This window comes from Amorphus suaedae, from assembly GCF_053629675.1.
In genome coordinates this window covers 104,022-128,942 of the sequence record NZ_JBRJIT010000001.1, presented here as the reverse complement: position 1 = coordinate 128,942, position 24,921 = coordinate 104,022, and the positions used below count along the sequence as shown (strand labels likewise).

Genomic DNA, 24,921 nt, shown 5'->3' with positions numbered 1-24,921 from the left:
ATGGAAGTCGTGACCGAGCCCCTGTTCCGAGACGACGCCTACCTGCCCTCCTGCGAGGCGGTGGTGCGACACGTCACCGAGGCGGGCGGCGTGGTCCTCGATCGCACGGTCTTCTACGCGTCCGGTGGCGGGCAGCCGGGGGACATCGGACGCATCGAGTTCGCCGACGGCACCATGGCCGCGGTCGCAAACACCGTCTACGGGGACGACCGCGCGGGCATCGTTCACCTGCTTGCCGAAGAGGCCGCCCGCCCCGCGCCCGGCGACCGGGTGATCGCGCATCTGGACTGGGAACAGCGCTACAAGCACATGCGCATGCACACGGCACTGCATCTTCTGACGGCGGTGCTTGCCTATCCCGTCACCGGGGGACAGATCGGTGCAGAACAGGGCCGGCTCGATTTCGACATTCCAGAAGGCGCGCTCGACAAGGACGAGATCACCGAAGCGCTGAATCGTCTGATCGAAGGCGATCACGCCGTCACCACGGAGTGGATCACCGACGCGGAGCTCGAGGCCAATCCGGGGCTCGTGAAGACGATGAGCGTCAAGCCGCCGATGGGGTCCGGTCGCGTGCGGCTCGTGCGTATCGGGGACGACGTCGACCTTCAGCCGTGCGGCGGAACACACGTCCTCAAGACCGGAGAGATCGGGACGGTCGTCGTCTCCAAGATCGAGAAGAAGGGAAAGCTGAACAGACGTGTCCGGCTGCAGTGGGCGGAGAACACCGCGCTCTGACGAAGACGAACGATCGACTCTTTGGGAGTTCGGTCGGACCGTTCGGAACCGGCCAACGCCACCTTACGGTCCCCGCATGACGCGAGGGCCGGTTTCGGCATGCTATCGCGTGCCGCCAAACGGTCGGATAATGCGGCAAACGCCCGACCCATCGTGTCCTCTCCGTCCAAAGGCCAGAAGGGCCGACGGCGGGGCCGACAAAACGCACTCTGACTCACTCGAGGATCCGCCCAAGTGCAAGACCACCGTTTCGATTATCTGGTCTCTACTGCCTGGCTCGCCGAGCATCTCGATGCCCCGGACGTGCTCATCGTCGACGGCTCCTGGCATCTGCCTTCGACAGAGCGCAAGGCGGAAACGGAGTATCGCGAAGCCCATATCCCGGGCGCGGTTTTCGTCGACATCGATGAAGTCTCCGACCACACCTCTTCCCTGCCCCACATGCTGCCGCGGCCGGAAGCCTTCGCCAGCGCCGCCCGTCGCCTCGGCATCGGAGATGGCCAGACCATCGTCGTCTACGACACGGTCGGGATCTATTCCGCCCCCCGCGTCTGGTGGATGTTCCGCGCCATGGGCGCCGAACGCGTGTTCGTGCTCGACGGCGGCCTGCCCCGCTGGCTGTCGGAGGGCCGGCCCGTCGAGGAGGGCGTCGTCAAGCGCCCGCCGCGCCATTTCACCGCCCGGCTGAACCACGCCCTCCTGGCGACGCGCGCGGACGTCGAGGAAGCCCTCGATAGCGGCACTTCACTTGTCGTCGACGCCCGCTCGGCCGAGCGTTTCGCCGGCACCGCCCCAGAGCCTCGCAAGGAGCTGCGCTCGGGCCACATGCCGGGGGCGCTCAACCTGCCCTACACCAACCTCATCGGACCGGACGGCTCGCTGAAGTCCGTCGATGCGCTCATGGGCGCGTTCGCTGATGCCGGGGTCGAACTGGACCGGCCGGTGATCACGACATGCGGGTCCGGCGTCTCGGCCGCGATCCTCAGCCTGGCGCTCCGCTCCATCGGCCACACGGCGGTGTCGGTCTATGACGGATCTTGGGCGGAATGGGGCGCCGATCCGAGCCTGCCGCTCGCCACCGGCACCGCGCGGCGATAGCGGGGATCGCATGTATACGCCGCCCGCCTTTCGCGAGGACGACCCGGCGGCGCTACGCACCATCATCCGCGAGGCCGGGCTGTCGACATTGGTGACTGCGACCGCGGACGGCATTGTCGCGACGCCAATGCCATTGATCCTGGAAGCGAGCGAGGGACCGCACGGGACCCTTTACGGGCATATCGCCCGCGCCAATCCCCAGTGGAAGGCGGAGCCGGCCGGCGATGCCCTGGTGATCTTCACGGGGCCGGACGCCTACATCAGCCCGTCCTGGTACGCCGCCAAGCGCGAGCACGGAAAGGTCGTTCCCACCTGGAACTACGTGGCCGTCCACGCCTATGGGCCGGTCGCGTTCTTTCACGATCCCTCCGATCTGAGGGCGGTCGTGACCCGACTGACCGACCGTCACGAGGCGTCACGTGCAGAGCCCTGGCAGGTCTCCGATGCTCCGGACGCGTTCACGGACGCCCAGTTGCGGCTCATCGTGGGAGTGCGCATTCCGATCACGCGGATCGAGGGAAAGCGCAAGATGAGCCAGAACCGGTCGGAGGCCGACCGGTTAGGCGTCGCCGAGGGCCTGGCGGCAAGTCCGAGCAGGGCAGACCGCGATGTGGCAGCGCTGATCCCGACGACGCGCAGCTAGCCGTCGATCGCACCGGCGAGGAACCGTCTCAGCGCGCCGGCGACTTCCTCGGGGGCCTCTTCCGCCATGTGGTGGCCACTTTGGATCGCCTGCCGGAACACCTTCTGCGACACCCAGGCGTTCCACGGCTCGGTGGGATCACCGTAGAGCGCCTCCATGTCGTCGCGCACCGACCAAAGCACGGCGAGCGGACACGCAAGCCTGCGCCCGGCCTCTCGATCGCTCCTGTCGTGAAGGTAGTCGACGTCCAGCCCGGCGCGGTAGTCGGCGAGCATTCCCCGGACCACAATCGGATCTCGGGTGGCGGCAAGGAAATCTGCGGCATTCTCGGCGCCCATCGTCTCCCTGTCGCAGGGATACCAGAGGTCCGGAGCAGAGGTGACCGCAGCCGCCGCCTTTTCGGACTGGGCAAAGAAAAACCAGTGATACCAGGCCCTCGCGAACCGCCAGTCGGCGCGCTCGAGAGCCTCGTAGATTGGCACACCATCCATCACCGCCAGCGCGGAAACGCGATCGGGGAAATCCATCGCCAAGCGAAACGCGCGGTAGGACCCTCGGTCGTGACCTGCCACGGCAAACTGCCGGTGCCCCAGCGCGGCCATGCACTCCGCCAGGGCGGACGCCTTCGCGCGTCCACTCGAGCCTTCGACACCGACGGGCTGATAGCTCTTCCCGAATCCCGGCATGTCGGGACAAACCACGGTGTAGGTCTTCGAAACTTCCGGGGCGACTTTCCACCACGTGGTGTGTGTCCGGGGGTGGCCATGAAGGAGCAGCAGCGGCGGCCCCTCCCCGCCACGACGCAGCCGGATCGGCCCTTTGCTCGTCTCGACGACCTCCAGTTGGAAGCCGGGAAAGAAGGAGCCCAACTTTGTCTCCCCGCAGGTGCCCAGGCCCAATCCGGCCCATCGTCACCGGCACCCGACCGGCGATTCGACGAACCACAATGGCCGACCTGAGAGCGGCCGCGACCGGCCGGTCGGCCGAACTCAGTGGTGCAGGATCTGGCTCAGGAACAGCTTCGTCCGCTCGTGCTGCGGGTTGGTGAAGAACGGCTCCGGCGCGTTCTGCTCGACGATCATGCCCGCATCCATGAAGATGACGCGGTTCGCCACCTGGCGGGCGAAGCCCATTTCGTGGGTGACGCAGATCATCGTCATGCCCGACTGGGCAAGGTCGATCATCACGTCGAGCACTTCCTTGATCATCTCCGGATCGAGCGCGGACGTCGGTTCGTCGAACAGCATCACGTTGGGGTTCATGCACAGCGCCCGCGCGATGGCCACCCGCTGCTGCTGGCCACCCGACAGCTGGCCCGGGTACTTGTTGGCCTGTTCCGGGATCTTGACGCGCTCGAGGTAGGTCATCGCCACCTCTTCCGCTTCCTTCTTCGGCATCTTGCGCACCCAGATCGGCGCAAGGGTGCAGTTCTCCAGGATGGTCAGGTGCGGGAACAGATTGAAATGCTGGAACACCATGCCGACCTCGCGGCGGATCTCGTCGATCTTCTTGAGGTCGTTGGTGAGTTCCGTATTGTCGATGATGATGCTGCCCGACTGGTGCTCCTCAAGCCGGTTGATGCAGCGGATCAGCGTCGACTTGCCGGAGCCCGACGGGCCGCAGATGACGATGCGCTCGCCCTTCTTCACGGTCAGATTGATGTCCCTGAGGACGTGGAACTCGCCGAACCACTTGTTCACGCCGACCATGCTGATCATGGTCTCGTCGGAGACCATCATGTCTCCGACCTTGGCGCGGGGTTCGGTCTGAAGTTCTGACACCTCGGTCATGGCCTACCACCTTTCACTTGCGCCACCGCCGGACGAACCGTGTCCGGCCGCGGCCGTCGAACTCTTGTGCGGGCGCGCCGGAACTCCCGGCGCCTTGCCCATGACTGCGTCACCGGTTCGTCCTGTCGAGCCGCCTCTCGATGAACATCGAGTAGCGCGACATGCCGAAACAGAAGATCCAGAAGATGAACGCCGCGAAGATGTAGCCGGTCGCTGGGGTCACCGGTGACGACCACTTCGGATCGACCAGGCTGAGCTTGACCATGCCCAGGAGGTCGAAAAGCCCGACGATCAGCACCAGCGACGTATCCTTGAACAGGCTGATGAAGCTGTTCATGATCCCGGGGATCACGTGCTTGAGCGCCTGCGGCAGGATGATCAGCCGCATCTTCTGCCAGTGGCCGAGCCCCAGCGCGTCGGCGCCCTCGTACTGCCCCTTGGGCATCGCCTGCAGGCCGCCGCGCACGGTTTCGGCCATGTAGGCCGAGGCGAACATCGCAACGCCGATGATGGCGCGCAGCAGCTTGTCGAACGACACGTCGTCCGGCAGGAACAGCGGCAGCATCACGCTGGACATGAACAGGATGGTGATCAGCGGCACGCCGCGCCAGAACTCGATGAAGATCACCGAGAACAGCTTGACGATGGGCATCTTGGAGCGCCGACCGAGCGCCAGCAGGATCCCGATCGGCAACGAGGCCGCGATGCCGCATAGCGCCAGCACCAGGGTCACCAGCAGCCCGCCCCACAGCGACGTCTCGACCTCGCGCAGGCCAAAGTCGAGGCTCATGACCACGAAGATCACCGCCAGTGTCGCGAACGGCACCAGCGCAAGCGTTGCCGGCCGTCTCAACTCGGCGTAGCTCGTCGCCCCCAGGATGGCCGGCAGGAAGATGACAGCTTCCACGATGAGCAGCAGAACGACCAGCGAGATCCACCAGCCGAGGCCGATCTCGAAGTCGCCGCCGGACAGCAGCACCAGCGCGACCAGCGGAAAGACGACGAGGAGAAAGACGGCGTTCAGCGCCTTGAACGGCACCTTCGGGATCGCCATCGGCAGGAGGCCGGCCGCCAGCAGGAAGAAGACGATGTCGACGCGCCAGCGCTCGTCGATGGGGTAGCGGCCATAGATGTACTGGGGGAAACGGGTCTTCACGAACGCCCAGCACGCGCCGACGTCCGCCCCCACGCAGGCCTCGCGGTCGCTGCCGTTCCAGACCGCATCGATGAACAGGAAGTTGATCAGCGGCGGAATGGTGATCCACAGCAAATAGAGCGCGACCAGCGTGATGACGGTGTTGCCGATCCCGGAGAACAGGTTCGCCCGCACCCAGCCGACGGCGCCCTTGGCGCTGTTGGGAGCCGGCAGCGCCGGGGCCGGCTCGGACCTGACGTATGCGATGTCCATGGCCATCCCCTACCGCTCCACCAGCGCCACGTGCGCATTGAACCAGTTCATGAAGGCCGACATCAGCAGCGAGATCACCAGATAGACGAGCATGGTGAGCGAAATGCACTCGACCGCCTGGCCTGTCTGGTTCAGGACCGTGCCCGCCAGGACCGAGACCAGGTCCGGATAGCCGATCGCCACCGCCAACGACGAGTTCTTGGTGAGATTGAGATACTGGCTCGTCAGCGGCGGAATGATCACCCGCATCGCCTGCGGAATGACCACGAGCCAGAGGGCCTGACCGGACCGGAGCCCAAGCGCGTGAGCCGCCTCGGTCTGCCCCTTGCTGACGGACACGATGCCCGCGCGCACGATCTCAGCGATATAGGCGGCGGTGTAGATCGCCAGGCCGAGGACGAGCGCGACCAGTTCCGGGATCACCTGGACGCCGCCCTGGAGGTTGAAGCCCTTCAGCGCCGGCGTTTCCAGCGTGATCGGCTGCCCGGCCACGAAGAAGGCAATGATGGGCAGGCCGATGATCAGGCCCAGCACGGCAATCGGAACGGGAAAGCGCTCGCCGGTCGCCATCTGGCGCATCCGCGCCCATTTGGCCACCGCGAACGAACCCACGATACCGACGAAAAATGCGGCGATGACGATCCAGCTTCCCGGTCCGAGGATCGGTGCGGGAATGTAGAGGCCGCGAATGTTCAGGGATGCGCCGAGGCCCAGATCGATCGAATCGCGCGGGCCAGGCAGCTGCTTGAGCACCGCGAAATACCAGAAGAACAGCTGGAGCAGCAGCGGGATGTTGCGCAGCACTTCCACGAAGGTGGTGGCGATCTGGCGGATCAGCCAGTTCTTCGAGAGGCGCATCACGCCGACGATAAATCCGAGGATCGTCGCAAGGACGATACCGACGAACGCCACCAGCAGGGTGTTCAGGAGGCCGACAAGGAAGGCCCTCCCGTAGGTCGAGGTGGCCGCATAGGGAATCAGCGTCTGCGAGATTTCGAAACCGGCCGTCTGGCCCAGAAAGCCGAACCCGGAAGCGATGTGCTGCCGCTGGAGGTTGGCGATCACATTGGAGGCCGCCACGTAGACCAGGAAAAGCACCACGACCAGAACGACAGCCTGGAAGACCGTACCGCGAACCTTCGGATCGTAGATAAATGAGCCGCGTGAGCGCCCGGCCGGCAATCGGCCCGCGCCTTGATCCTGAACCGCCATCTAGTGCCCCTCGGAAGGTGAGGTTGTTATTTGGGACACGGAGATCAGACTGCGGCCGACCTTGGGCCGACCGCAGTCCGATCAGGTGCGATTAACGGACCGGAATGCCGTATTGCAGACCACCATCGGTCCACAGCGCATTGATGCCGCGTTCGATCGCAAGCGGCGTCGACGGACCGATGTTGCGGTCGAAGATCTCGCCGTAGTTGCCCACGCCGGAGATCACCTTGACGGCCCAGTCGTTGTCGAGACCGATGGCCTCGCCATACGCACCTTCGGTGCCGAGAAGACGCTTGATCTCCGGATTGTCGGAGCCCTTCATCTCTTCGACGTTGGCCTGGGTCACGCCCAGCTCCTCGGCGTTGACCAGCGCATAGCCGACCCACTTGACGAGGTTGAACCACCCGTCGTCACCCTGGCGCACCACCGGGCCAAGCGGCTCCTTGGAGATGACCTCCGGAAGGATCATGCTGTCGTCCGGGTTGGTGAGCTTCAGGCGCTCCGCGTAGAGGCCCGAGGCGTCCGTCGTGAACGCGTCGCACCGACCCGCGTCGTAGGCCTGGATCGCCTCGTTCGCGGATTCGAACACCACCGCGTTGATGTCCATGTCGTTGGTGCGGAAGTAGTCGGAGAGGTTCAGCTCGGTGGTGGTGCCGGTCTGGACGCAGATCGAGGCGCCGGAGAGTTCCAGCGCCGAGGTGATGCCGAGCGACTTGCGAACCATGAAGCCCTGGCCGTCGTAGTAGCTGACGCCGGTGAAGTTCAGGCCGAGCTGGGTGTCACGCGACATGGTCCAGGTGGTGTTGCGGACCAGCACGTCGACCGAACCGGACTGCAGCGCGGTGAAGCGCTCCTTGGCGGTCAGCGGCGTGAACTTGACCTTCGAGGGGTCGCCGAAGATCGCCGCGGCGTAGGCGCGGCAATAGTCGACGTCGAAGCCGTTCCACTCACCCTTGTCATTGGTGGTGGCGAAGCCGGCAAGTCCGCTCGCGTTCGCGCCGCACTGGACGAATCCCTTCGATTTAACATCTTCGAGCGTCGCTGCGCTGGCAGCGGCCACGCCCAGCCCGATGGCGGCGGCAATGGCAATCGGGAGCACGGTCTTGTTCATGAGGATGCCTGCTCATTTCTAGCGTTTGACTGGAATGGTGAACGTTCTTGCAACCGGAGACTGCCGCGTTGGAATGGCCCAGATCGGTCAGTTCGATCCGGCTCGCCTCCCCAGCTCCTCCAGAGATTGTCATCACAGGCTATTACGAAGGGCCGGTCAAGGGGTTGCACGGTGAGAGGAAACCGCAGATCAGTTGGCCTACTCGCAAGCTTCGTTCCAACTTTGCTGAAAATGGCGCCATGAACAAAACAAAATCAGCCGGTTCCGCGGATATCGCGACCCGGCTTGCCCACGCGGGCCCCTCGCCGCACGACAATCACGGCTTCGTCAACCCGCCCGTCTACCACGGGTCCACCGTCCTCGCCCCCAATCTCCAGGCGGCCCAGGACCGGACCCGACGTTATGTGTACGGCCGCCAGGGCACCCCGACCATGGATGCGCTGGAGCAGACGGTGACCGACATCGAGGGCGCCGCGGGCACCATCCTGACGAGTTCGGGACTGGAAGCCTGCACGGTGGCACTGCTGTCCGCCACCAAGGCGGGCGACCACGTCCTCGTCGCCGACAACGTCTACGGACCCACCAGGCGGTTCTGCGACAAGGTGCTGGCCCGCTTCGGCGTGGAGACCAGCTACTTCGACCCGCAGCTGGGCGCGGATGTCGCCCGGCATTTCCGCGACAACACCACGACGGTCTTTCTCGAAGCTCCGGGATCGCTGACGTTCGAGATGCAGGACATCCCGGCGATCGCGGGGGCTGCCAAGCAGCGCGGCCTGACCGTCGCCATGGACAACACCTGGGCGACGCCGGTCTACTTCAGGCCCCTGGAGCACGGCGTCGACCTGTCGATCCAGGCGGCGACGAAGTATTTCGGGGGCCACTCCGACCTGCTCCTCGGCACGGTGGCCGCGAGCGAGGCGGCCTACCCGGCCCTCAAGGACATGCGCCTCTTCCTCGGCGTGAACGTCGGGCCCGACGACGTCTCCAACACGCTGCGCGGCATGCGCACGCTGCCGCTGCGGCTAGCCCGCCACTTCGAGAGCGGCGTCACGGTCGCGCGTTGGCTGGAAGGCCGGCCGGAGGTCGCCCGGGTGCTGCATCCGGCGCTGGAAAGCGACCCGGGTCACGCGATCTGGAAGCGCGACTTCACCGGCGCCTGCGGGCTGTTCGCGATGGTGCTGAAGCCGTGCTCGAAGGCGCAACTGTCGGCCTTCGTCGACGGCTTGAGCTATTTCGGCATCGGCGCCTCGTGGGGCGGGTTCGAAAGCCTGATCACCTGCCCCGATCCGAGCGCGATGCGCACGGCGACACCCTGGGAACCCGAGGGGCCGCTGGTGCGGCTTCATATCGGGCTGGAGGATCCGGCCGACCTGATCGCCGATCTCGAGGAAGGCTTCGGCCGGCTGGCGCAGGGCTGAGCGGCGCGGCAATCCACGCAAAGACTTGGCATCAAGCCCCTGACAAGAAAAAGAACCCGGGATCGGCCATCGAGCCGATCCCGGGTTTCTTTATCTCGGCTCGAGACGCTGGCGCGCCGAAGCGGCGTTGGCTAGTCCGTCTTCACCAGCGCAGCGCGATGCTCGCGCAGGATGAGCCAGAGATTACGGATGTAGATCACCAGCCCCGCCGCCTGACCCGCGATGAAGACCGGGTCCTTCTGGTGGATGGCGTAGGCGAGCAGCATCCCGCCGCCCCCCAGCGAGAAGAACCAGAAGGCGACCGGCACGACCGAACGGCGGGCCTTCTCGCTGGCGATCCACTGCACCAGAAAGCGCATGGTGAACATCGCCTGGGCGGCAAAACCCAGAATGAGCCAGAGGTCCGCCTGAGAGACGAAGACGTGGTGAAACCAGTCCGCGATCGCCGCCAGAGTTCCTTCACTGCCCATCGGAACGCATCTCCTTCGGGCTCTGGATGCGACGCCGCCGCCGCATGAGCCACCAAACGCCGAAAAGATCGAGGATGCCCACGGCCGCACGGTCCCACAGGCCGTAGTGCGAGGCGCCGAACTGGCGCTCGCGGTCGACGACGTCGACGTAGCGCACGCCGCCGCCTTCCCGCTTCACCAGCGCCGGCAGATAGCGGTGCCACCCATCGAAATAGGGAAGCTCCAGGAACACCTCGCGCCGGATCGCCTTGAGGCCGCAGCCGGTATCGCGGGTGCCGTCGTTCAGCAGGGTGCGGCGCAGGCCGTTCGCCGCGCGGGACCCGTAACGCTTGCCCCACGAGGCCTTGCGCCCCTGGCGTTCGCCCGCGACCATCGCCACCCCGTCGCCACCCGCCTCCATGGCCGCCAGCATTTCGGGGATGAAGCGCGGGTCGTTCTGACCGTCTCCGTCGATGGTCACGATCACGTCGCCGCGGGCATATCGCACGCCGGTACGGATGCTGGCGCTCTGGCCGCAGGATTCCGCGTGCCGGATGTGCCGGAGCCAGGGCGCCGACGAGGCCGTCATGTCGGCCAGAACGCGATCGGTCTCATCCGTAGAGCCGTCGTCCACCACCAGCACCTCGAACGGCCTGCCGGAAAGCGCCGTCCCGATCTCCGTGACGAGCCCCGGCAGGTTGCCGGCCTCATCCTTGGCGGGGATGACGACGGACACGTCGGGGCGGTCGCCGGTCAACGGCGTCGGGTCGGTCGAAGGTCGGGTTGATGCGGACAAGGTTCGGGTCGGGCTCGGTCGGATTTGCGGATGACGATCGATGGGGAGCGCCGGTCAATTCCGGATCCCGTGCGTATGGGAGAGCCTGCTATCCGCCTTCCGAGGCTCAATCAAGGCTGCGCGCGACGAAACAGCGTCATCTCGAGGATATCGCCGTTGCCGATATTGCGGCCCGTCTCGGTGCCCGTCTCCTCCAGCACGACGCCCTTTGCCTCGATCGCGGCCAGCGTTTCGGCCTTTTCGTGGGCGTCGACGGCGAGCACCGCGCAGGGCGTCGCGGCCAGGACGTCGGCTGCCTGCTGCGGCGAGGCGATCACCGTGTCGGTGCCGGCCAGGAAGACCAGGCTCATCTCCCGAAAGCCCACCGAAACGAGCACCGGATCCGGGCAACCGGCGTCGGCCTGCGCGGCGGCCGCGATCCGGGGGCTGAGCCAGAGCGAATCCAGCCGGGGCAGCACGAGGCCCCAGGCGGCGACGTTCAGAAGGATCGAGGCACCGACCGCGAGACAGACCGCCCGCAGCCGATCGCGATCCTCGATGAGCAGCTTGGCGGCGTAGACGGCCGCCGCAGCCCCCAGGAGCGTGAGGACGATCGCAACGAACGAGATCCTGTCGCCGAGCAGCAGCGGGAGCACGACAACCGCCGGCACGAGCACGATGGGCAGCCCCGCCAGTTCAAGCGCACCGAGCCACCTCAGCCAGCGCACCGGCAGCGGCCGATCGTTTCCGAGGAGCGCGAAACTCGCGCCGATGGCGAGCGCCGGCAGAAGCGGCAGTGTGTAATGGGGCAGCTTCGTCGCCACCATCTCGAAGACGATCCACGACGGAATCACCCAAGCCATCAGGAAGCGCATCACCTGCGTGCGGCGCTGCGCCCACATGGCGCCGGCGCCGACGACGGCGAGGGCCATGGCCGGCCATGCCACCCCCACCGACATCAGGAGATGGGTGAGCGGCGGCGCCCAGTGTCCCTCCTGCCCGCTGCCCGCCTTGCCAAGGAAGTCCTTCACCACGGCTTCCTGAAAGAACGCGCCGTGCGTCGCCATGTTGATGGCGATGAACCACGGAAGCACGAGGGCGATGGCCAGGAGCAGTCCGGGCAGGATGTGCAACCGGCCAAGCCAGCGCCACTTGTGGGCATTGGCGACGGTCAGCCAGGCGACCGTCAGCCCGCACACCATCAGCCCGATCGGCCCCTTGATGAGAATGCTGGCGGCGATGGCGATCCAGAATGCCAATGGCCAGCCCAGGAAGGGCGACTTGCGCTCCGCGAGCCAGATGCGCGCCAGCGCGGCCTGCGCGAAGACCACCGTCGCGGTCAGCATCGCATCGGTCTTGGCCAGATGCGCCTCGACATTGAGCACCACGATCGCGAGCGTGATCAGCCCGGCCGCCAGCGCGGGAAGCGGGCCCATGAAGGCGCGCGCCGCGATCACCGTGCCAAGCACGGTCAGGACCGCGCCCAGCAGCGAGGGCAGCCTGTAGGCCCAGAGCGGAGCGTCGGCGCCGTATCCCGACACCTCGACCGCCGCCGCCTGCAGCCAGTAGATCCCGATCGGCTTCTTGTAGCGCGGCTCGTCCTGGAGGCGGATATCGACATAGTCGCCCCGCTCGACCATCTGCTTCGACGCCTGGACGTAGCGCGGTTCGTCGCGATCGATGGGCGGCACGCCGGCGAGGCCGGGAATGTAGGTGAGCGCGGCAAGCAGCACGAGCAGCGCCGTGCACAGCCTGAAATGGGCGCCGACGAAGCCGGCGAAGCCGCCCGTCAACTGCGCATGGGTCCGGCTCGTCGGTCGGGGCGAAGGGGCTGACGCGGAAATGACGGTGGTTCCTTCGTGAGGGAGCAGGCGTCGGGCGCCGCGTTTCTGGCGCACACCGGGATCTCGCCCGATCCGTCCCCGCGTGATAGCCGTGCAGCATCGAGAACGTCAACGCGACTGAAGGGGGCAGCCTTGACCACGTTCGTGCAACTGACGGATTTGCATCTTCGCCCACGCGGAGCCCCCGCGCTGCGCATCGCCGAGTCGAACATGCTGACCGCCCGTGCCGTGAAGGCGGTGCGCGCCCTGCTGCCCGCCGCCGATGCGGTCATCGTGACCGGCGATGTCGCGGATACCGGCGATCCGCGCGAGTACGAGGTGGCAAAAGAGCTCCTGCGCGCCCTCCCCGTCCCGGTCTACGTCATGCCCGGCAACCACGACAGCGCGGACGAAATGCGCGCCGCCTTCGCCGACTGGCCGGGCGTGCGCGATGCGCCGGCCGACCATTTCTCCTACACGGCCGACATCGGAAAGGTGCGCCTGGTGGTTCTCGACACCTCGGTTCCGGGCGAGCCACATGGGGAACTCGGCACTGCGCAGCTGGCATGGCTCGATGCGCGCCTCGCAGAGGCTGCCGATCGACCGACCGTCATCGCGATGCACCACCCGCCCTTCCGCACCGGCCTCGCCCACATGGACACCTACGATCTGCGCGACGGCGCAGCGCTGGCCGAGGTCGTCGGCCGCTACAGCCACGTCGAGCGGATACTGACCGGCCATGTGCACCGCCTGATCGTCTCGGCCTTCGCGGGAACGTCGGTGATGATCATGCCGGGCGTTTCCCACCAGGTGGAGATGAACCTCGACCCGGAGGCGCGCGCGCAGATCGTGCTCGAGCCCCCCGCTTACGGGATTCACACCTGGGTCGGGTCCGGTCTGGTCTCCCACATGGCTTACGTGGAATCCTATCCGGGTCCCTACCCCTTCACTCCGGCTCGAGGTGTCGCATGGACGGGCTACTGACGGAGATCCCCGCGGAAAACGACATTCCGACCATCGAGGACGTGCACGCGGCAGCTGCGCGCATCCTCGGCTTCGCGGTGCGCACGCCCATCCTGCACGCCCACATCCTCGACGAAATGGCCGGCGGGCGAGTGCTGGTGAAGGCCGAACCGCTGCAACGCACCGGTTCGTTCAAGTTCCGGGGCGCCTACAATCGCCTGTCGATGATCCCGCTGGAGGCCCGTTCCGCCGGCGTCGTCGCCTGCTCGTCCGGCAATCACGCGCAGGGGGTGGCGGAGGCGGCGCGCCTGCTCGGCATGCCCGCGACCATCGTGATGCCGTCGGACGCGCCGGCCATCAAGCGCGGCCGCACCCAGCGCTCCGGCGCCACCGTGGTCGACTACGACCGCGCCACCCAGGACCGCGACGCCGTGACCCGGGCGCTGGCCGACGAACTGGGTGCCACGCTGGTCCACCCTTACGACGATGCCGGCGTGATCGCCGGACAGGGAACGATCGGGCTGGAAATCGCCGAAGACTGCGCCGCCGCCGGCATCCGCCCGGACGTGGTGATTGTACCGGCGGGAGGTGGAGGACTGGCCGCCGGCACCGGTCTTGCGATCAGCCATGCCATGCCGGGGGTGACCCTGGTCACGGCCGAGCCAGAAGGGTTCGACGACTATGCGCGATCGCTCGCCGCCGGCAGGCATGTCGCCAACGAGCGGATGTCCGGTTCGCTCGCCGACGCCATCCTGACGCAGACGCCCGGCAAGCGGTCGTTCGCGATGAACCATGGGCGCTACGCCTACGGCACGGCGGTGAGCGACGACGACATGCTGGCGGCGGTCGCCGTTGCGGCGAACGAGCTGAAGCTGATCGTGGAGCCCGGAGGCGCGGCCGCGCTTGCCGCCGTGCTGACCCGCAAGGTCGACCTGCAGGGGCGGACCGCGGTCGTGGTCGCCTCCGGCGGAAACATCGACCCGGCGATGCTTGCCCGCGCCCTCGGCGTTGGCTGACACCGCGTGAACCGCCAGCCTCTCCGATCACTGATCGGCGACCGAAAGGCCAGCCAGGTCAATTGGTTGAGATGACTTCCTCGCAAAAAGCCACCGAGGCCGCGTGCCCCATTCGTCAGCCCCAGAGCTCCGGCTCGGGCGGATGGAGAAGCGACCCCTCGAAGCGCAGGCCCGGTTCCCGGTCGCGCGCGAGAAGCAGCGGCCCGTCGAGATCGACGAAGGCCGCCTTCTGGGCGCAGAGCACCGCCGGGGCCATCGCCAGCGACGTAGCCAGCATGCAGCCGACCATGACGGTCAGCCCGAGCCGCTCCGCCTCCTGGACCATCGCGAGCGCTTCGGTCAGGCCGCCGGCCTTGTCGAGCTTGATGTTCACGGCGTCATAGCGCGCCGTCAGCCCTTCGAGCTCCGAGGTCACGTGGACGCTCTCGTCCGCGCACACCGGCACCGGACGGCGCACCGTCGCCAGCAGGCCGTCCCGATCCGCCGGCAGCGGCTGTTCCACCAATTCGACGCCCGCATCGGCACACGCGGTCATCGCATCGAAGTAGGTGTCCCGGCTCCACGCCTCGTTGGCGTCGACGATCAGGCGCGCGTTCGGCGCACCGGCGCGCACCGCCTTGATGCGGGCGACGTCTCCGGGACCACCGAGCTTGACCTTGAGCAGCGGACGATCGGCAGCGGCTTCCGCCGCGGCGCGCATGGAGTCCGGATCGCCGAGGCTCAGCGTGTAGGCAGTCGTTAACGGCTGCAGCGATGACAGGCCGGCCGCCTCGAACGCACGGATGCCGGTCACCTTCGCCTCGACATCGAACAGCGCACAGTCGATGGCGTTGCGCGCGGCGCCGGCGGGCATGGTCTTGCGCAGTGTTTCCCGGTCGAGACCGGCCGCGATGCGTTCAGCCATCACCTCGATGTCGGCGACGACGCCCGCCACGCTTTCGGCGTAGCGGGAATAGGGAACAGCCTCCCCCCGCCCGCGGTGCTCGCCATCGGTAATCTCGGCAACGACCACCGTCGCTTCGGTCCGACTTTCCCGCGAGATCCGGAATTCGCCGGCGATCGGGAAGGTCTCGACCTTGACTGTCAGGGATCGGGTCATGAGGTCGGGAATCTCGCCTTGATCTCTTCGACGATGTCGTCGACGCCGAAGCGGACCGGGTCGGTCGCGGGAAGATTGTACTCGGCGGCGGTCGCATCGAGAACCGAGCGCGCTTCGGCCTCGCTCAGCGCCGCCGTGTTGATGGCGATGCCAACGCAGCGGATTGCCGGATTGGTCAGGCTGCCGCAGCGCACGGTGAGATCGATGACGTCCCGGATCGACGGCAGCGGATGCTGCACGCCCCGCATCTTGGTGCGTGTCGGCTCGTGGCAGACGACGAACGCATCGGGCTGCGCCCCGTGCAGCAGCCCGAGAGACACCCCCGCGAACGACGGGTGGAACAGCGAGCCCTGCCCTTCGATGAGATCCCAGTGTGCCGGATCGTTGGCCGGCGAGATCCACTCGGCGGCGCCGGAGATGAAGTCGGCGACGACCGCATCGATCGCGGCCCCCCGGCCGGAGATGAAGACGCCCGTCTGACCGGTCGCGCGGAAATCGGCGTCGAAGCCGGCCTCCCGCATGCCACGCTCGAGCGCTAGCGACGTATACTTCTTGCCCACCGAGCAATCGGTTCCGACGGTCAGCAGGCGGCGGCCCGGCCGCTTGGTCCCTTTGCCGGTGGCAAAGCGCTCGGTCGAGTGGCGCACGTCGACCAGCCGGCGCCCCAAGCGCTCCGCGGTCTCGCGAATTTCCGGCACGTCGGCCAGCTTCTGGTGAAGCCCGGTGGCAACATCGAGCCCCGCTTCGAGCGCCGCGACGATCGACGACACCCAGTGCTCGGGCAGAACGCCACCGGCATTGACGGCACCGACGACCATCGTCTTGGCACCTGCGCGCGCGGCGGCGGCGGCGTCCATTTCCGGCAGCCCGGCATCGGCCTGGCAGCCGGGAAGCCGCCACTGGCCGACGCACCATTCGCGTCGCCAGTCGACGATGCCCAGGCCGGTCTTGGCGGCCAGCGCGTCGGGGACATCCCCCAGAAACAGAAGGTACGGGTTTTCGAGTTCCATGAAGCGAACCAGGTTTGGGAGGAGACACTGTGTCCTTGCGCCTCTCGACGCAACGCGTGCGAAACACTAACACTTCGCAGAGGGTTTGCCAGAGGTCGGAGCACGCTGCGTTTCCGTCCGACGGTCGGCTGACCAACAAAGGCGAATGATGAACGTTCAGTCCGTCCCGGAGACAGCACGGCTTCGTGTCGAGAGCGGCAACGCGGACATGCCGGACATCTTCGTCGCCGGTCCGTGGACGCTGTATCACGCCCGCCATGCGGAGGATCTGATCGAGGGCGTCGAGCTTGAGGGCGCCCAGTCCGTATCGATCGACCTCGACGGTGTCACCGAGCTGGACACCGCCGGCGCCTGGCTGATCCACCGGATGCGGGCCGGACTGGAATTCCGCGGCGCCCGGGTCGAACTCGTGAACGTCGACGAGCGCTTCGCGCCGCTGTTCACCGAAATCGAGAACCACGTGCCGCGCCAGTGGCAGCCGCGCCGCGCCCGCTACTCGATCCTCAACACGCTGGAAGCGATCGGCCGCCAGGCCGAAACAATCTTCAAGGATTCCGTCGCCGTCGTCAGCATCCTCGGGGCGTTCGGGATCGGGCTGGCCGCGGCGCTGTTCAATCCGTCGCGCCTGCGCGGCACGTCCATCCTCGCGAACTTTGACCGCGCCTGCCGCGGTGCCGTTCCGATCGTGGCGCTGATGTCGTTCCTGATCGGTCTGATCATTGCCCAGCAGGGCGGCTTCTATCTGCGGCAGTTCGGCGCGGAGACCTTCGTCGTCGATCTGGTCGGCGTGCTGGTGCTGCGCGAAATGGGCGTGCTGCTGACCGCCATCATGGTCGCGGGCCGGTCGGGCAGCGCCTACACGGCCGAAATCGGCTCCATGAAGATGCGCGAGGAGATCGATGCGCTGAAGGTGCTCGGCCTCGAACCCGTCGAGATCCTGATCATCCCGCGGCTGATCGCGCTGATGCTCGCCCTTCCCCTGCTCACCTTCGTGGCCGATATCGCCGCACTGGCCGGTGCCGCGCTCGTCTCCTGGGTCTACATGGCGATCCCGCCGGAGACCTTCCTGCAGCGCCTGCACGAGGCCGTCAGCATGGAAGAGCTCATGGTGGGGCTCGCCAAGGCACCGTTCATGGCGTTGATCGTCGGCCTGATCGCCTGTGTCGAAGGCCTGAAGGTCGGCGGCAGCGCGGAATCGCTGGGCCAGCAGACGACCAATTCGGTGGTGAAGGCCATCTTCATGGTCATCGTGGTCGATGGCCTGTTCGCGATCTTCTACTCGGCATTGGGGATCTAGGCATGGTTGGACAGACCCCGGCGCCGGACCAGTCCGAGGAGCCCCAGGCGCCCCCGCAAAGCCCAGATCCGGCCGAAGGCGGAAACGGCCGCGACATCATCCTGAAGGCCCGGGGAGTAACGGTCGGATTCGGCGACTCCCTGATTCTCAAGGATCTGGATCTGGACGTCTATCGCGGCGAAATCCTCGGATTCGTCGGCGGTTCGGGGACCGGCAAGTCGGTGCTGATGCGCACCATCCTGCGGCTGATGCCCAAGCGGGCCGGAACGATCGAGGTGTTCGGCAAGGACCTCGACAAGCTGTCGGCGACCGACCTGTCAGAAGTCGAGCAGCGCTGGGGCGTCCTGTTCCAGATGGGCGCCCTGTTCTCGTCCCTGACGGTGAAGCAGAACATCCAGGTACCGATGCGCGAACACCTGGACCTCAGCCAGCGCCTGATGGACGAGCTGGCCCTCCTCAAGCTGGAGCTTGTTGGCCTTCCACGCGAATCGGCGGAAAAGTTTCCCTCCGAACTTTCCGGAGGCATGATCAAGCGTGCCAGCCTCGCCCGGGCCCTCGCGCTCGATCCGCAACTGGTATTCCTCGACGAACCGACGTCGGGACTGGACCCCATCGGCGCCGGTGATTTCGACGCCCTCATCGGGAATTTACGCGACACACTGGGACTTACGGTCTACATGGTCACTCATGATCTCGACAGCCTCTACACGGTGTGCGACCGCATTGCGGTGCTCGGGGAGAAGCGCGTCTTGTTAACGGGAACGATCGACGACATGCTGAAGTCTGATCATCCCTGGGTCCGCTCCTATTTCCACGGCGTCCGTGGACGGAAGCTCGCAGGTTGAGCTGAATGGAAACACGGGCCAATTACGTCGCTGTCGGACTGTTCGTATTGCTGGTGCTCACCGGCGCGCTCGGTTTCGTCTACTGGCTCTATTCGGCCGGGAACACCACCCAGCGCACGGCGATCGAAATCCTCTTCCACGATCCGGTGACCGGCCTCGCCGTCGGCAGCCCCGTGGTGTTCAACGGCATCCGCATCGGTGAAGTCAGCCAGCTGGGGTTCGTCAGCGCGGATTCCCCGACGGTGCTGGCGCGCGCCCAGGTCGACCGGAACGCCCCGATCAAGAAGGACACCAAGGCCGAACTCGGTGTCCAGGGCCTGACCGGCGTCTCCTACGTGTCGCTGTCGGGCGGCGATTCGAACTCCCCCTCGATCTTCGTCGGTGACACCGTGCCTGAGATCACCGCTCAGCGGTCGGCCATCCAGGATCTGCTCCAGGGCGCCCGCGACATCCTGGTGAAGACCGATTCCACGATCGGCCAGATCAACGCGCTGATCGAGGAGAACAAGGACAAGATCTCGCGCACCGTGTCGAACGTCGAGACGTTCTCCAACGCGCTTGCCGAGAACTCCGACAACATCGACCGGCTCCTGACGGACATCAGTGACGCTGGCGCGGCCATCGCGAAGGTCGCCCCGCACGTGGAATCGCTCGTCGAGCGCGCCGACAGCCTGGTCGCCGAAGTGAAGCCGGAAGACGTCCGGCGCATCACGTCCAACGTCGTCGACTTCACCGACCGTCTCGGCGAATTCAGCGGTCAGCTGACGCAGGTGGTCCAAAGCGTCACCTCGGCCGCCACCGACCTGCAGCAGTTCGCCGCGGGACTGAACACCTCGCTCGAAGACGTGAACGCGCTCATTACGGCGGTCGATCCGGCGACCATCCGGTCGATCCTGGAGCAGGTGAACAACGTTGCGACGGCCGTCGGCCAGCGGCGCGACGACATCGACAGCTTCATCGCCGCCGCGAAGACGAGCGCCGAGAACATCAGCTCGATCTCCCAGTCGATCAAAGGGCAGAACGGCGATATCGAGGCGATCATCGCCTCCACGCGCAGCGCCACCGAGCGGGCCAATGCCATCGTCGGCAGTCTCCAGCCCGCCGCCGATCAGGTTGGCCGTGTGATTGCCGCCGTGAACCCAGAGTCCGTGGAAACCATCGTCAGCCAGCTTCGCTCGCTGTCGACGGTGCTGGGCGGACGCAGCCAGGATATCGACCGCTTCATCACGGACGCCACGGCCAGCGCCGACAATGTCCGCGCGGTGACCCAGTCGTTCGCCGACCAGAACGGCGACATCCAGGCGATCATCGCTTCAACCCGAAGCATCACCGAACGCGCCGACACGTTCGTCGCCAGCCTGCAGCCGAGCGTCGACCGGCTGGACGGCCTGCTGGCAGCCATCGATCCCGCGGAGGTCCGCACGATCGTCGCCAACGTCCGCGAGGTGACGCAGGCGATCGCAGGACGCACCGAGGACATCACGGCCATCATCGCCAATGCCAAGGAGACCTCCGCGAGTGCGCGGGCCTTCGCAGACAGGCTTGATGCCCAGAAGGATACGATCGATCAGGTTGCGAGCAACGCACGCGAGATCACCGACAAGCTGAACGCGGCGTCGACGCGGGTGAACTCGATCGTCGACAACGTCGGCAACATGGTCGAAGGCGATGGCCAGGGCCTGATCAAGGAAGCCACCGAAGCGGCCCGCGCGATCAAGGTCGTCGCCCAGGCGTTCGAGGGCCGCGCCGGCACGATCTCTTCCGGGCTCGAGCGGTTCTCGACCACCGGAGTGGATGATTTCCGCGGCGTCATGACCCAAGCCCGCCAGACGCTTCTGGAAATCGAGCGCGCCTTCTCCAACATCGACCGCGACCCGAGCCGCGTCATTTTCGGCGGGCCGAACGGTCCCCGCTACCAGCCGCAGAGACGCTAGGATTGAGCACGATGGCTGAGTTTCCGTCCGCCCGTCCGAGTTCGCGCGCCATCCGACGCGCCCTGCTCGCGCCGTTCCTGGCCGCCGGCCTTGCGGCCTGCGCTACGTTCGGCGGCGGCAATACGGTCAAGGCGATCTACACGCTGTCGGCGCCGGACGAGATCGCCAACCTGCGTGGCAGCTCCAGCGCACAGATCCTGATCGCCACGCCGATGGCGCTGGACGCGCTGAACACCAATCTGATCGCCGTGCGCCCTGGCCCCTCCACCCTCTCCTACTATCCCGACGTTCAGTGGGCCGACCGGCTGCCGAACGTCTTCCAGGCCATCCTCTCGAATGCGTTCGAGAACACGGGACGCGTGAAGGCCGTCGGTCTGCCGGGCCAGAGCTTGCTGATCAACTATCAGATCGTCACCGAGATCCGCGCCTTCCAGGCAGAGACGGCAGGCAGTGACACCGCGCTTGTGGAAGTGTCGGTGAAAATCCTCGACGACCGGACCGGCCGCGTACTGTCGAGCCGGATCTTCCGCGGCGAGCAGCCGATCTCGGGCGATTCGGTCGGGACGGCAGTCAACGGTTTGGATACCGCCAACAAGGCGGTGGTCGACCAGATCGTACGCTGGACGCTCGACACCATCGGCTGACGCCGCCCCCGGTCGCCGATACGGCGGCCGCTGCCTCTTCCACACAGGCTGCGGCCAAGACAGAAAGCGTTACTGCGGCGCCCCGTCGGCCGGATCGGGTGCGATCTTGAGGCGCTCCAAGAGGTCCTTGGCGGCAAGCCGCGCGGCTTCCAGTTCCGATTTTGCCTGCCCGATCGCCTCCAGATCCTTGTCGGAAAGATTGTCGCCGTCCTCGGCCTTTATCGAGGCGATGGCCGTGCCGGCCGCCGCGATCGACGTGGAGACGCTTTCGGCGGCCTCCTTGGCGGGCGGGTCGATCGCGTTGGCGAGATCCGTTGCCTGGAAGAATTGCGAAAGGCCTCTGATCTCCGCCTGAAGATAGAGAAGCACCATCGGCTGGCGATCGAAGGGCCCCGACACGACGGCCGCCTGGTCGGTGGTCTTGACCAGCGCCGTGGCGAGGCGATCCTCCGCCGTGCCCGCGCCGCGAACGAACGTATCGAGGATCTCTGCGAGGGCAGCATCGGCCCGCCGGTAGGCCGGATTGTCGGCGGCCGGCGTGGCGAGCCAGTCGCCGTAGCCGCCATCCTTCGCCCACTCCGAATCAAGCGCGGTCGAAATGGCCTTCACGTTCGCGGCGACGAGCCCTGCGAACCGGCATGATTCGACGAATCGATCGCTTCCGGGTTCGGCGGGCGCGGCGACGAGCAGGCGTTCGAATGCCGGCAACCCCTGGATCTGCGGCGATTCCTGAGCAAGCGCGCCCACGTCTTCCGGACCGGACTGGGATCCGTCCTGGCCGGTGATCGGTGTCGGATCAGCCTTCGATTCGGTCGAGGCATCGATCGGAACCGGCGTCTTCAGCCGCTCGAGCCGTCGGTTCACATCGGCCGGTCCGAAATCCAGGAAGGCGACGGCGCCGAGGGCCTGGACGGTGCGCTGGAAGCTCTCGTCCACAGCCCCACGCGTCGTGTCCGACGGATTGGCGCAGTAGCGCACGGTGGCCGTCTGCAGGGCGTTGGCAGCGTCCGCAAGGGCGCCGTAGCCCGGCCGGATGTATCCCTCGACCACGCCCGACAGAACCGCCTCGATCGGCCGATTGAACTTGGGTTCAGCGGCATCGGCAGGCCGTGCGGCAGCCATTCCCGTCACAAGGACGACGGCCATCGCCCGTGCCACTCGTCCAGGTGCCATCCAGGTTCTCGAACGCGTCACAGTCCACCCAACTCTCGCCCGCTAGAAATCGACCCATTTCTAGACGATTTTCGCTCGCTTGGAGAAGATGTGGTTTCCGAGCGCCGGGTGGGCCCCGGAAACGAGGCGCCGAGCGCTTGTCCTTGTGGAAAAACGAACATGCGCTGCTGCCTCTTGCGCCATCCGGCTCGGCACCCTATACGAATGCCTTCCCGGGCGCATAGCTCAGTTGGTAGAGCAGCTGACTCTTAATCAGCGGGTCCACGGTTCGAGTCCGTGTGCGCCCACCAAATTCCGGGAAATCAATGGCTTGAGGGCACCTGCGTGCTCTATCCGCGCCATTGGATCGAGGGGCTCCGGCCCGTCGATCGTCCCTCGCAGACGGTACGCCTCTCGCCTCAACGGCGATCGAGGCGTACCCTTGCTCCCCCGATCGCCCGCCTCCGTTTCCGGTCGCCGACCCGTTTCGCTGCCGAGCCGGTTTCTGATTCCCGCCTGCGGCCTTTTGGCCATCTCGTCGCTTCCCGTCGTGCGGCAAGCTCTGGACCAGCCTCGACGGTCTTAGTCATCCAGATCTTGACGACTTTCCCGCTGGTGGGATGCGACGTGAGGCAACCGGGATCGTGTGGAGGCTCAGGCGCGGGATCGAGCGGTCGCACTGCACACACTGAGTCGTCGGTTTCGGAATTGGCCAGGCGAATGAGTGCATTACCCAAGCCTCTGCAGGACATACGATACCGCTCGGGCCGGACGGGCGGCGGTCGTCTCGGCTCGAATGCAAAGCTTCGCCGATCTGCCGTGGCCTGGTTCGCGGTGCTGCTTGCCGGCTCCCTGTCGCTTCTCGGCCTGGGCATCTCCGTGATCCACGACCGGGAAAAAGCGCACCGCATGGCCGAGCTGGAGGCCGGTGAGAAGCGAATCGCCAGCGCGCAGTTCTTGGCGGTACGGGATCATCTGAAGCTCATCCGCTCCGACGTCCTGTTTCTCCGCAACGAGTACGAGTCGGTCCTCAACGCCGGAGACGGCGACCCACGCAACGCGGCCACCGAGATTGCCGAGCGGTATCGCAACTTTTCGCGGTCGAGAGAGGCCTACGACGATCTGCGGATTATCGCGCCCTCCGGCAAGGAAGCCGTCCGCATCAACAGGTCCGGCGGCACGTCGATCATCGTCGAGGCCGCCGAGCTCCAGGACAAGTCTGGCCATCCCTATTTCGCGCCGATCCAGAACCTGGACTACGACGAGGTTTACATCTCTCCGCTGGACCTCGGTACGCAAAGCGCGGGCGGCGACGCCTCGGACCCGCCAACGCTGCACGTAGCAACGCCGGCACGCACCTCCCCTGACGGATCGGTGGCGTCGATTGTCCTGAACTATCGGGCGGACCCGATGCTTTCCTCGATCAAGGAGGCGGCGGAGCTATCGACCGGTGACCCGGTCATGCTGGATTCCAGCGGAAACTGGCTCGTGCCGCCCGCCCCCCTTCGGAAGGGCGGATTCACGCTGCCGGACGGCAACGAGGAGCCCATGCCCGCCGGGTATCCGGCGACATGGGCGGCGGCGCAGACCGAGACGTCGGGACGGGCGCTGACTCCCGAGGGCCTGTTCACCTTTCAGGTCATCGCTCCCCTCGACGACGCCGCGGCCAGTCCGGACGTCGGCGCGGACACGCCGTTCTCGCCCCGCTCGGGTCCCGCTTCCGCCGACGGCCATGTCTGGTTCGTCGGCACGTTCGTGCCCGCCGACAGCCTCGATGACGAAATCGACGAGCCGGCGGGCGCCGCCCACATCTACATGGGCCTCATTCTCGTGCTGTGCGTCGCGGGATCCGCTGCCGGCGCGATCGCGATCGCAGAGAGTCGCAACTACCGCCGCACGCTCGAACGGCTCGCCACAGAGGATTCGCTCACCGGCCTGGCGAACCGCCGCGCACTCGAGGCGCGGCTCGCGCAGGAAATCGAGTTGTCACAGCGCAAGCGGCGGCGCGTCACCCTCGCCTTCCTCGACGTCGACGGCTTCAAGGCCGTCAACGACGAGCTCGGCCACGCCGTGGGTGACCAGGCGCTCGCTGATATCGCCGACGTCATCGAGGCGAACGTGCGCAGCTACGACGTGGTCGGGCGATTCCGAGCAGGCGAGCGGGGCAGCGGAGCCCCTCTCACGGCGCGCATTGGCGGCGATGAGTTCGTCATCATGTTTCCGGACTCCTCGGGCCCCGAGACGGCGCGTTCGGTCCTCCACCGAATCAGCACCGGCGTCGGTGCGCTTTCCTGGGATGGGCGCCGCGTGAGCCTCAGCGCCGGAATCGCCACCTACCCTGAAGACGGGACGACGGGCGACGCCCTTCTGCGCGCGGCTGACCACGCGATGTACCAGGCGAAGACCTCTGGCAAGAACCGCGTGGTCGTCGCTGCCGAAGCCGCCCTGGCGGGCGCCCCAGAGGGATCATCAGTCTGATACGACGTGCCCGAAGCG

At 66.4% G+C, this 24,921-nt stretch carries 22 protein-coding genes and 1 tRNA gene; 12 read left to right on the top strand and 11 right to left on the bottom strand.

Annotated elements, in window-relative coordinates:
• The 3 genes from AB7M35_RS00535 to AB7M35_RS00525 all read left to right on the top strand — a co-directional run bounded on the left by AB7M35_RS00535 (position 1) and on the right by AB7M35_RS00525 (position 2,479).
• A complete protein-coding gene (locus AB7M35_RS00535) occupies positions 1–738 on the top strand; it encodes an alanyl-tRNA editing protein (protein ID WP_453956357.1) in 738 nt (245 codons plus the stop codon).
• 234 nt (positions 739–972) lie between these two features.
• Positions 973–1,836 carry a 3-mercaptopyruvate sulfurtransferase gene (gene sseA / locus AB7M35_RS00530; protein WP_453956356.1) on the top strand — a complete coding sequence of 288 codons (864 nt, stop codon included), beginning with the start codon at positions 973–975 and terminating at the stop codon, positions 1,834–1,836.
• A 10-nt stretch (positions 1,837–1,846) separates the two neighbouring features.
• Positions 1,847–2,479, top strand: a complete 633-nt coding sequence (locus tag AB7M35_RS00525) for an FMN-binding negative transcriptional regulator (RefSeq protein ID WP_453956355.1) — start codon at positions 1,847–1,849, stop codon at positions 2,477–2,479.
• Here the strand turns inward: AB7M35_RS00525 and AB7M35_RS00520 are convergent.
• The 5 genes from AB7M35_RS00520 to AB7M35_RS00500 form a co-directional block, all read right to left on the bottom strand.
• Positions 2,476–3,348, bottom strand: coding sequence for an alpha/beta fold hydrolase (locus tag AB7M35_RS00520; protein WP_453956353.1), 873 nt, complete (start codon positions 3,346–3,348; stop codon positions 2,476–2,478). The two genes, AB7M35_RS00525 and AB7M35_RS00520, sit on opposite strands and share 4 nt — an antisense overlap.
• 120 nt (positions 3,349–3,468) lie before the next feature.
• Entirely contained in the window at positions 3,469–4,218 is a 750-nt protein-coding gene (locus tag AB7M35_RS00515; RefSeq protein ID WP_453960545.1) for an amino acid ABC transporter ATP-binding protein, read from the bottom strand.
• A gap of 160 nt (positions 4,219–4,378) precedes the next feature.
• A complete protein-coding gene (locus AB7M35_RS00510) occupies positions 4,379–5,677 on the bottom strand; it encodes an amino acid ABC transporter permease (protein WP_453956352.1) in 1,299 nt (432 codons plus the stop codon).
• Positions 5,678–5,686: 9 nt separating this feature from the next.
• Positions 5,687–6,889: an amino acid ABC transporter permease gene (locus AB7M35_RS00505; RefSeq protein ID WP_453956350.1), complete on the bottom strand. Its 1,203-nt coding sequence runs from the start codon at positions 6,887–6,889 to the stop codon at positions 5,687–5,689.
• Positions 6,890–6,980: 91 nt separating this feature from the next.
• Positions 6,981–8,000: an amino acid ABC transporter substrate-binding protein gene (locus tag AB7M35_RS00500; protein WP_453956348.1), complete on the bottom strand. Its 1,020-nt coding sequence runs from the start codon at positions 7,998–8,000 to the stop codon at positions 6,981–6,983.
• 239 nt (positions 8,001–8,239) lie between these two features.
• On the opposite strand from AB7M35_RS00500, the gene metC reads away from it, so the two are divergent.
• Complete coding sequence (metC, locus tag AB7M35_RS00495) at positions 8,240–9,418, top strand: cystathionine beta-lyase (protein WP_453956347.1); 1,179 nt, start codon at positions 8,240–8,242, stop codon at positions 9,416–9,418.
• Positions 9,419–9,549: 131 nt separating this feature from the next.
• On the opposite strand, the gene AB7M35_RS00490 is transcribed toward metC, so the two are convergent.
• The 3 genes from AB7M35_RS00490 to AB7M35_RS00480 form a co-directional block, all read right to left on the bottom strand.
• Positions 9,550–9,888 (bottom strand): lipid-A-disaccharide synthase N-terminal domain-containing protein, encoded by a 339-nt coding sequence (locus AB7M35_RS00490; RefSeq protein WP_453956345.1) that lies wholly within the window; start codon positions 9,886–9,888, stop codon positions 9,550–9,552.
• Positions 9,878–10,624: a glycosyltransferase family 2 protein gene (locus tag AB7M35_RS00485; protein WP_453956343.1), complete on the bottom strand. Its 747-nt coding sequence runs from the start codon at positions 10,622–10,624 to the stop codon at positions 9,878–9,880. The genes AB7M35_RS00490 and AB7M35_RS00485 overlap by 11 nt, the downstream gene beginning before the upstream one ends.
• Before the next feature lie 149 nt (positions 10,625–10,773).
• Positions 10,774–12,435: an ArnT family glycosyltransferase gene (locus AB7M35_RS00480; protein WP_453956341.1), complete on the bottom strand. Its 1,662-nt coding sequence runs from the start codon at positions 12,433–12,435 to the stop codon at positions 10,774–10,776.
• Between the two features lie 183 nt (positions 12,436–12,618).
• Here AB7M35_RS00480 and AB7M35_RS00475 point away from each other — a divergent pair, with 183 nt between their 5' ends.
• Both AB7M35_RS00475 and AB7M35_RS00470 read left to right on the top strand, forming a co-directional pair.
• The gene (locus AB7M35_RS00475) at positions 12,619–13,449 is read left to right on the top strand and encodes a phosphodiesterase (RefSeq protein WP_453956339.1); all 831 of its coding nucleotides are present in this window, start codon (positions 12,619–12,621) and stop codon (positions 13,447–13,449) included.
• Complete coding sequence (locus AB7M35_RS00470) at positions 13,434–14,444, top strand: threonine ammonia-lyase (protein ID WP_453956337.1); 1,011 nt, start codon at positions 13,434–13,436, stop codon at positions 14,442–14,444. The genes AB7M35_RS00475 and AB7M35_RS00470 overlap by 16 nt, the downstream gene beginning before the upstream one ends.
• Before the next feature lie 115 nt (positions 14,445–14,559).
• On the opposite strand, the gene dgcA is transcribed toward AB7M35_RS00470, so the two are convergent.
• Positions 14,560–15,543: an N-acetyl-D-Glu racemase DgcA gene (gene dgcA / locus AB7M35_RS00465; protein ID WP_453956335.1), complete on the bottom strand. Its 984-nt coding sequence runs from the start codon at positions 15,541–15,543 to the stop codon at positions 14,560–14,562.
• Positions 15,540–16,553: an N-acetyltransferase DgcN gene (gene dgcN, locus AB7M35_RS00460; protein WP_453956333.1), complete on the bottom strand. Its 1,014-nt coding sequence runs from the start codon at positions 16,551–16,553 to the stop codon at positions 15,540–15,542. The genes dgcA and dgcN overlap by 4 nt, the downstream gene beginning before the upstream one ends.
• A gap of 148 nt (positions 16,554–16,701) precedes the next feature.
• On the opposite strand from dgcN, the gene AB7M35_RS00455 reads away from it, so the two are divergent.
• The 4 genes from AB7M35_RS00455 to AB7M35_RS00440 are packed head-to-tail and all read left to right on the top strand — an operon-like array spanning position 16,702 to position 21,273.
• Entirely contained in the window at positions 16,702–17,850 is a 1,149-nt protein-coding gene (locus AB7M35_RS00455; protein ID WP_453956331.1) for an MlaE family lipid ABC transporter permease subunit, read from the top strand.
• Between the two features lie 2 nt (positions 17,851–17,852).
• Positions 17,853–18,695 carry an ABC transporter ATP-binding protein gene (locus tag AB7M35_RS00450; RefSeq protein WP_453956330.1) on the top strand — a complete coding sequence of 281 codons (843 nt, stop codon included), beginning with the start codon at positions 17,853–17,855 and terminating at the stop codon, positions 18,693–18,695.
• 5 nt (positions 18,696–18,700) lie between these two features.
• Complete coding sequence (locus AB7M35_RS00445; RefSeq protein WP_453956329.1) at positions 18,701–20,629, top strand: MlaD family protein; 1,929 nt, start codon at positions 18,701–18,703, stop codon at positions 20,627–20,629.
• Positions 20,630–20,640: 11 nt separating this feature from the next.
• A complete protein-coding gene (locus tag AB7M35_RS00440) occupies positions 20,641–21,273 on the top strand; it encodes an ABC-type transport auxiliary lipoprotein family protein (RefSeq protein WP_453956328.1) in 633 nt (210 codons plus the stop codon).
• Positions 21,274–21,342: 69 nt separating this feature from the next.
• Here AB7M35_RS00440 and AB7M35_RS00435 read toward each other — a convergent pair whose 3' ends face one another.
• Positions 21,343–22,419, bottom strand: a complete 1,077-nt coding sequence (locus tag AB7M35_RS00435; protein ID WP_453956327.1) for an imelysin family protein — start codon at positions 22,417–22,419, stop codon at positions 21,343–21,345.
• Positions 22,420–22,660: 241 nt separating this feature from the next.
• Here AB7M35_RS00435 and AB7M35_RS00430 point away from each other — a divergent pair.
• A tRNA-Lys gene (locus AB7M35_RS00430) sits at positions 22,661–22,736 on the top strand.
• Positions 22,737–23,244: 508 nt separating this feature from the next.
• Positions 23,245–24,903 carry a GGDEF domain-containing protein gene (locus tag AB7M35_RS00425; RefSeq protein ID WP_453956325.1) on the top strand — a complete coding sequence of 553 codons (1,659 nt, stop codon included), beginning with the start codon at positions 23,245–23,247 and terminating at the stop codon, positions 24,901–24,903.
• The last annotated feature ends 18 nt before the right edge of the window (positions 24,904–24,921 follow it).

Excerpts from the sequence above, each read along its gene's own strand:
- AB7M35_RS00535 (WP_453956357.1), top strand. The coding sequence starts at position 1 with ATGGAAGTCGTGACCGAGCCCCTGTTCCGAGACGACGCCTACCTGCCC.
- AB7M35_RS00500 (WP_453956348.1), bottom strand. The coding sequence starts at position 8,000 with ATGAACAAGACCGTGCTCCCGATTGCCATTGCCGCCGCCATCGGGCTG.
- AB7M35_RS00525 (WP_453956355.1), top strand. The coding sequence starts at position 1,847 with ATGTATACGCCGCCCGCCTTTCGCGAGGACGACCCGGCGGCGCTACGC.
- AB7M35_RS00440 (WP_453956328.1), top strand. The coding sequence starts at position 20,641 with ATGGCTGAGTTTCCGTCCGCCCGTCCGAGTTCGCGCGCCATCCGACGC.
- AB7M35_RS00455 (WP_453956331.1), top strand. The coding sequence starts at position 16,702 with ATGAACGTTCAGTCCGTCCCGGAGACAGCACGGCTTCGTGTCGAGAGC.
- AB7M35_RS00435 (WP_453956327.1), bottom strand. The coding sequence starts at position 22,419 with ATGGCCGTCGTCCTTGTGACGGGAATGGCTGCCGCACGGCCTGCCGAT.
- AB7M35_RS00505 (WP_453956350.1), bottom strand. The coding sequence starts at position 6,889 with ATGGCGGTTCAGGATCAAGGCGCGGGCCGATTGCCGGCCGGGCGCTCA.
- metC (WP_453956347.1), top strand. The coding sequence starts at position 8,240 with ATGAACAAAACAAAATCAGCCGGTTCCGCGGATATCGCGACCCGGCTT.
- AB7M35_RS00490 (WP_453956345.1), bottom strand. The coding sequence starts at position 9,888 with ATGGGCAGTGAAGGAACTCTGGCGGCGATCGCGGACTGGTTTCACCAC.
- dgcA (WP_453956335.1), bottom strand. The coding sequence starts at position 15,543 with ATGACCCGATCCCTGACAGTCAAGGTCGAGACCTTCCCGATCGCCGGC.
- AB7M35_RS00445 (WP_453956329.1), top strand. The coding sequence starts at position 18,701 with ATGGAAACACGGGCCAATTACGTCGCTGTCGGACTGTTCGTATTGCTG.
- AB7M35_RS00450 (WP_453956330.1), top strand. The coding sequence starts at position 17,853 with ATGGTTGGACAGACCCCGGCGCCGGACCAGTCCGAGGAGCCCCAGGCG.
- AB7M35_RS00510 (WP_453956352.1), bottom strand. The coding sequence starts at position 5,677 with ATGGACATCGCATACGTCAGGTCCGAGCCGGCCCCGGCGCTGCCGGCT.
- AB7M35_RS00470 (WP_453956337.1), top strand. The coding sequence starts at position 13,434 with ATGGACGGGCTACTGACGGAGATCCCCGCGGAAAACGACATTCCGACC.
- dgcN (WP_453956333.1), bottom strand. The coding sequence starts at position 16,553 with ATGGAACTCGAAAACCCGTACCTTCTGTTTCTGGGGGATGTCCCCGAC.
- AB7M35_RS00515 (WP_453960545.1), bottom strand. The coding sequence starts at position 4,218 with ATGATGGTCTCCGACGAGACCATGATCAGCATGGTCGGCGTGAACAAG.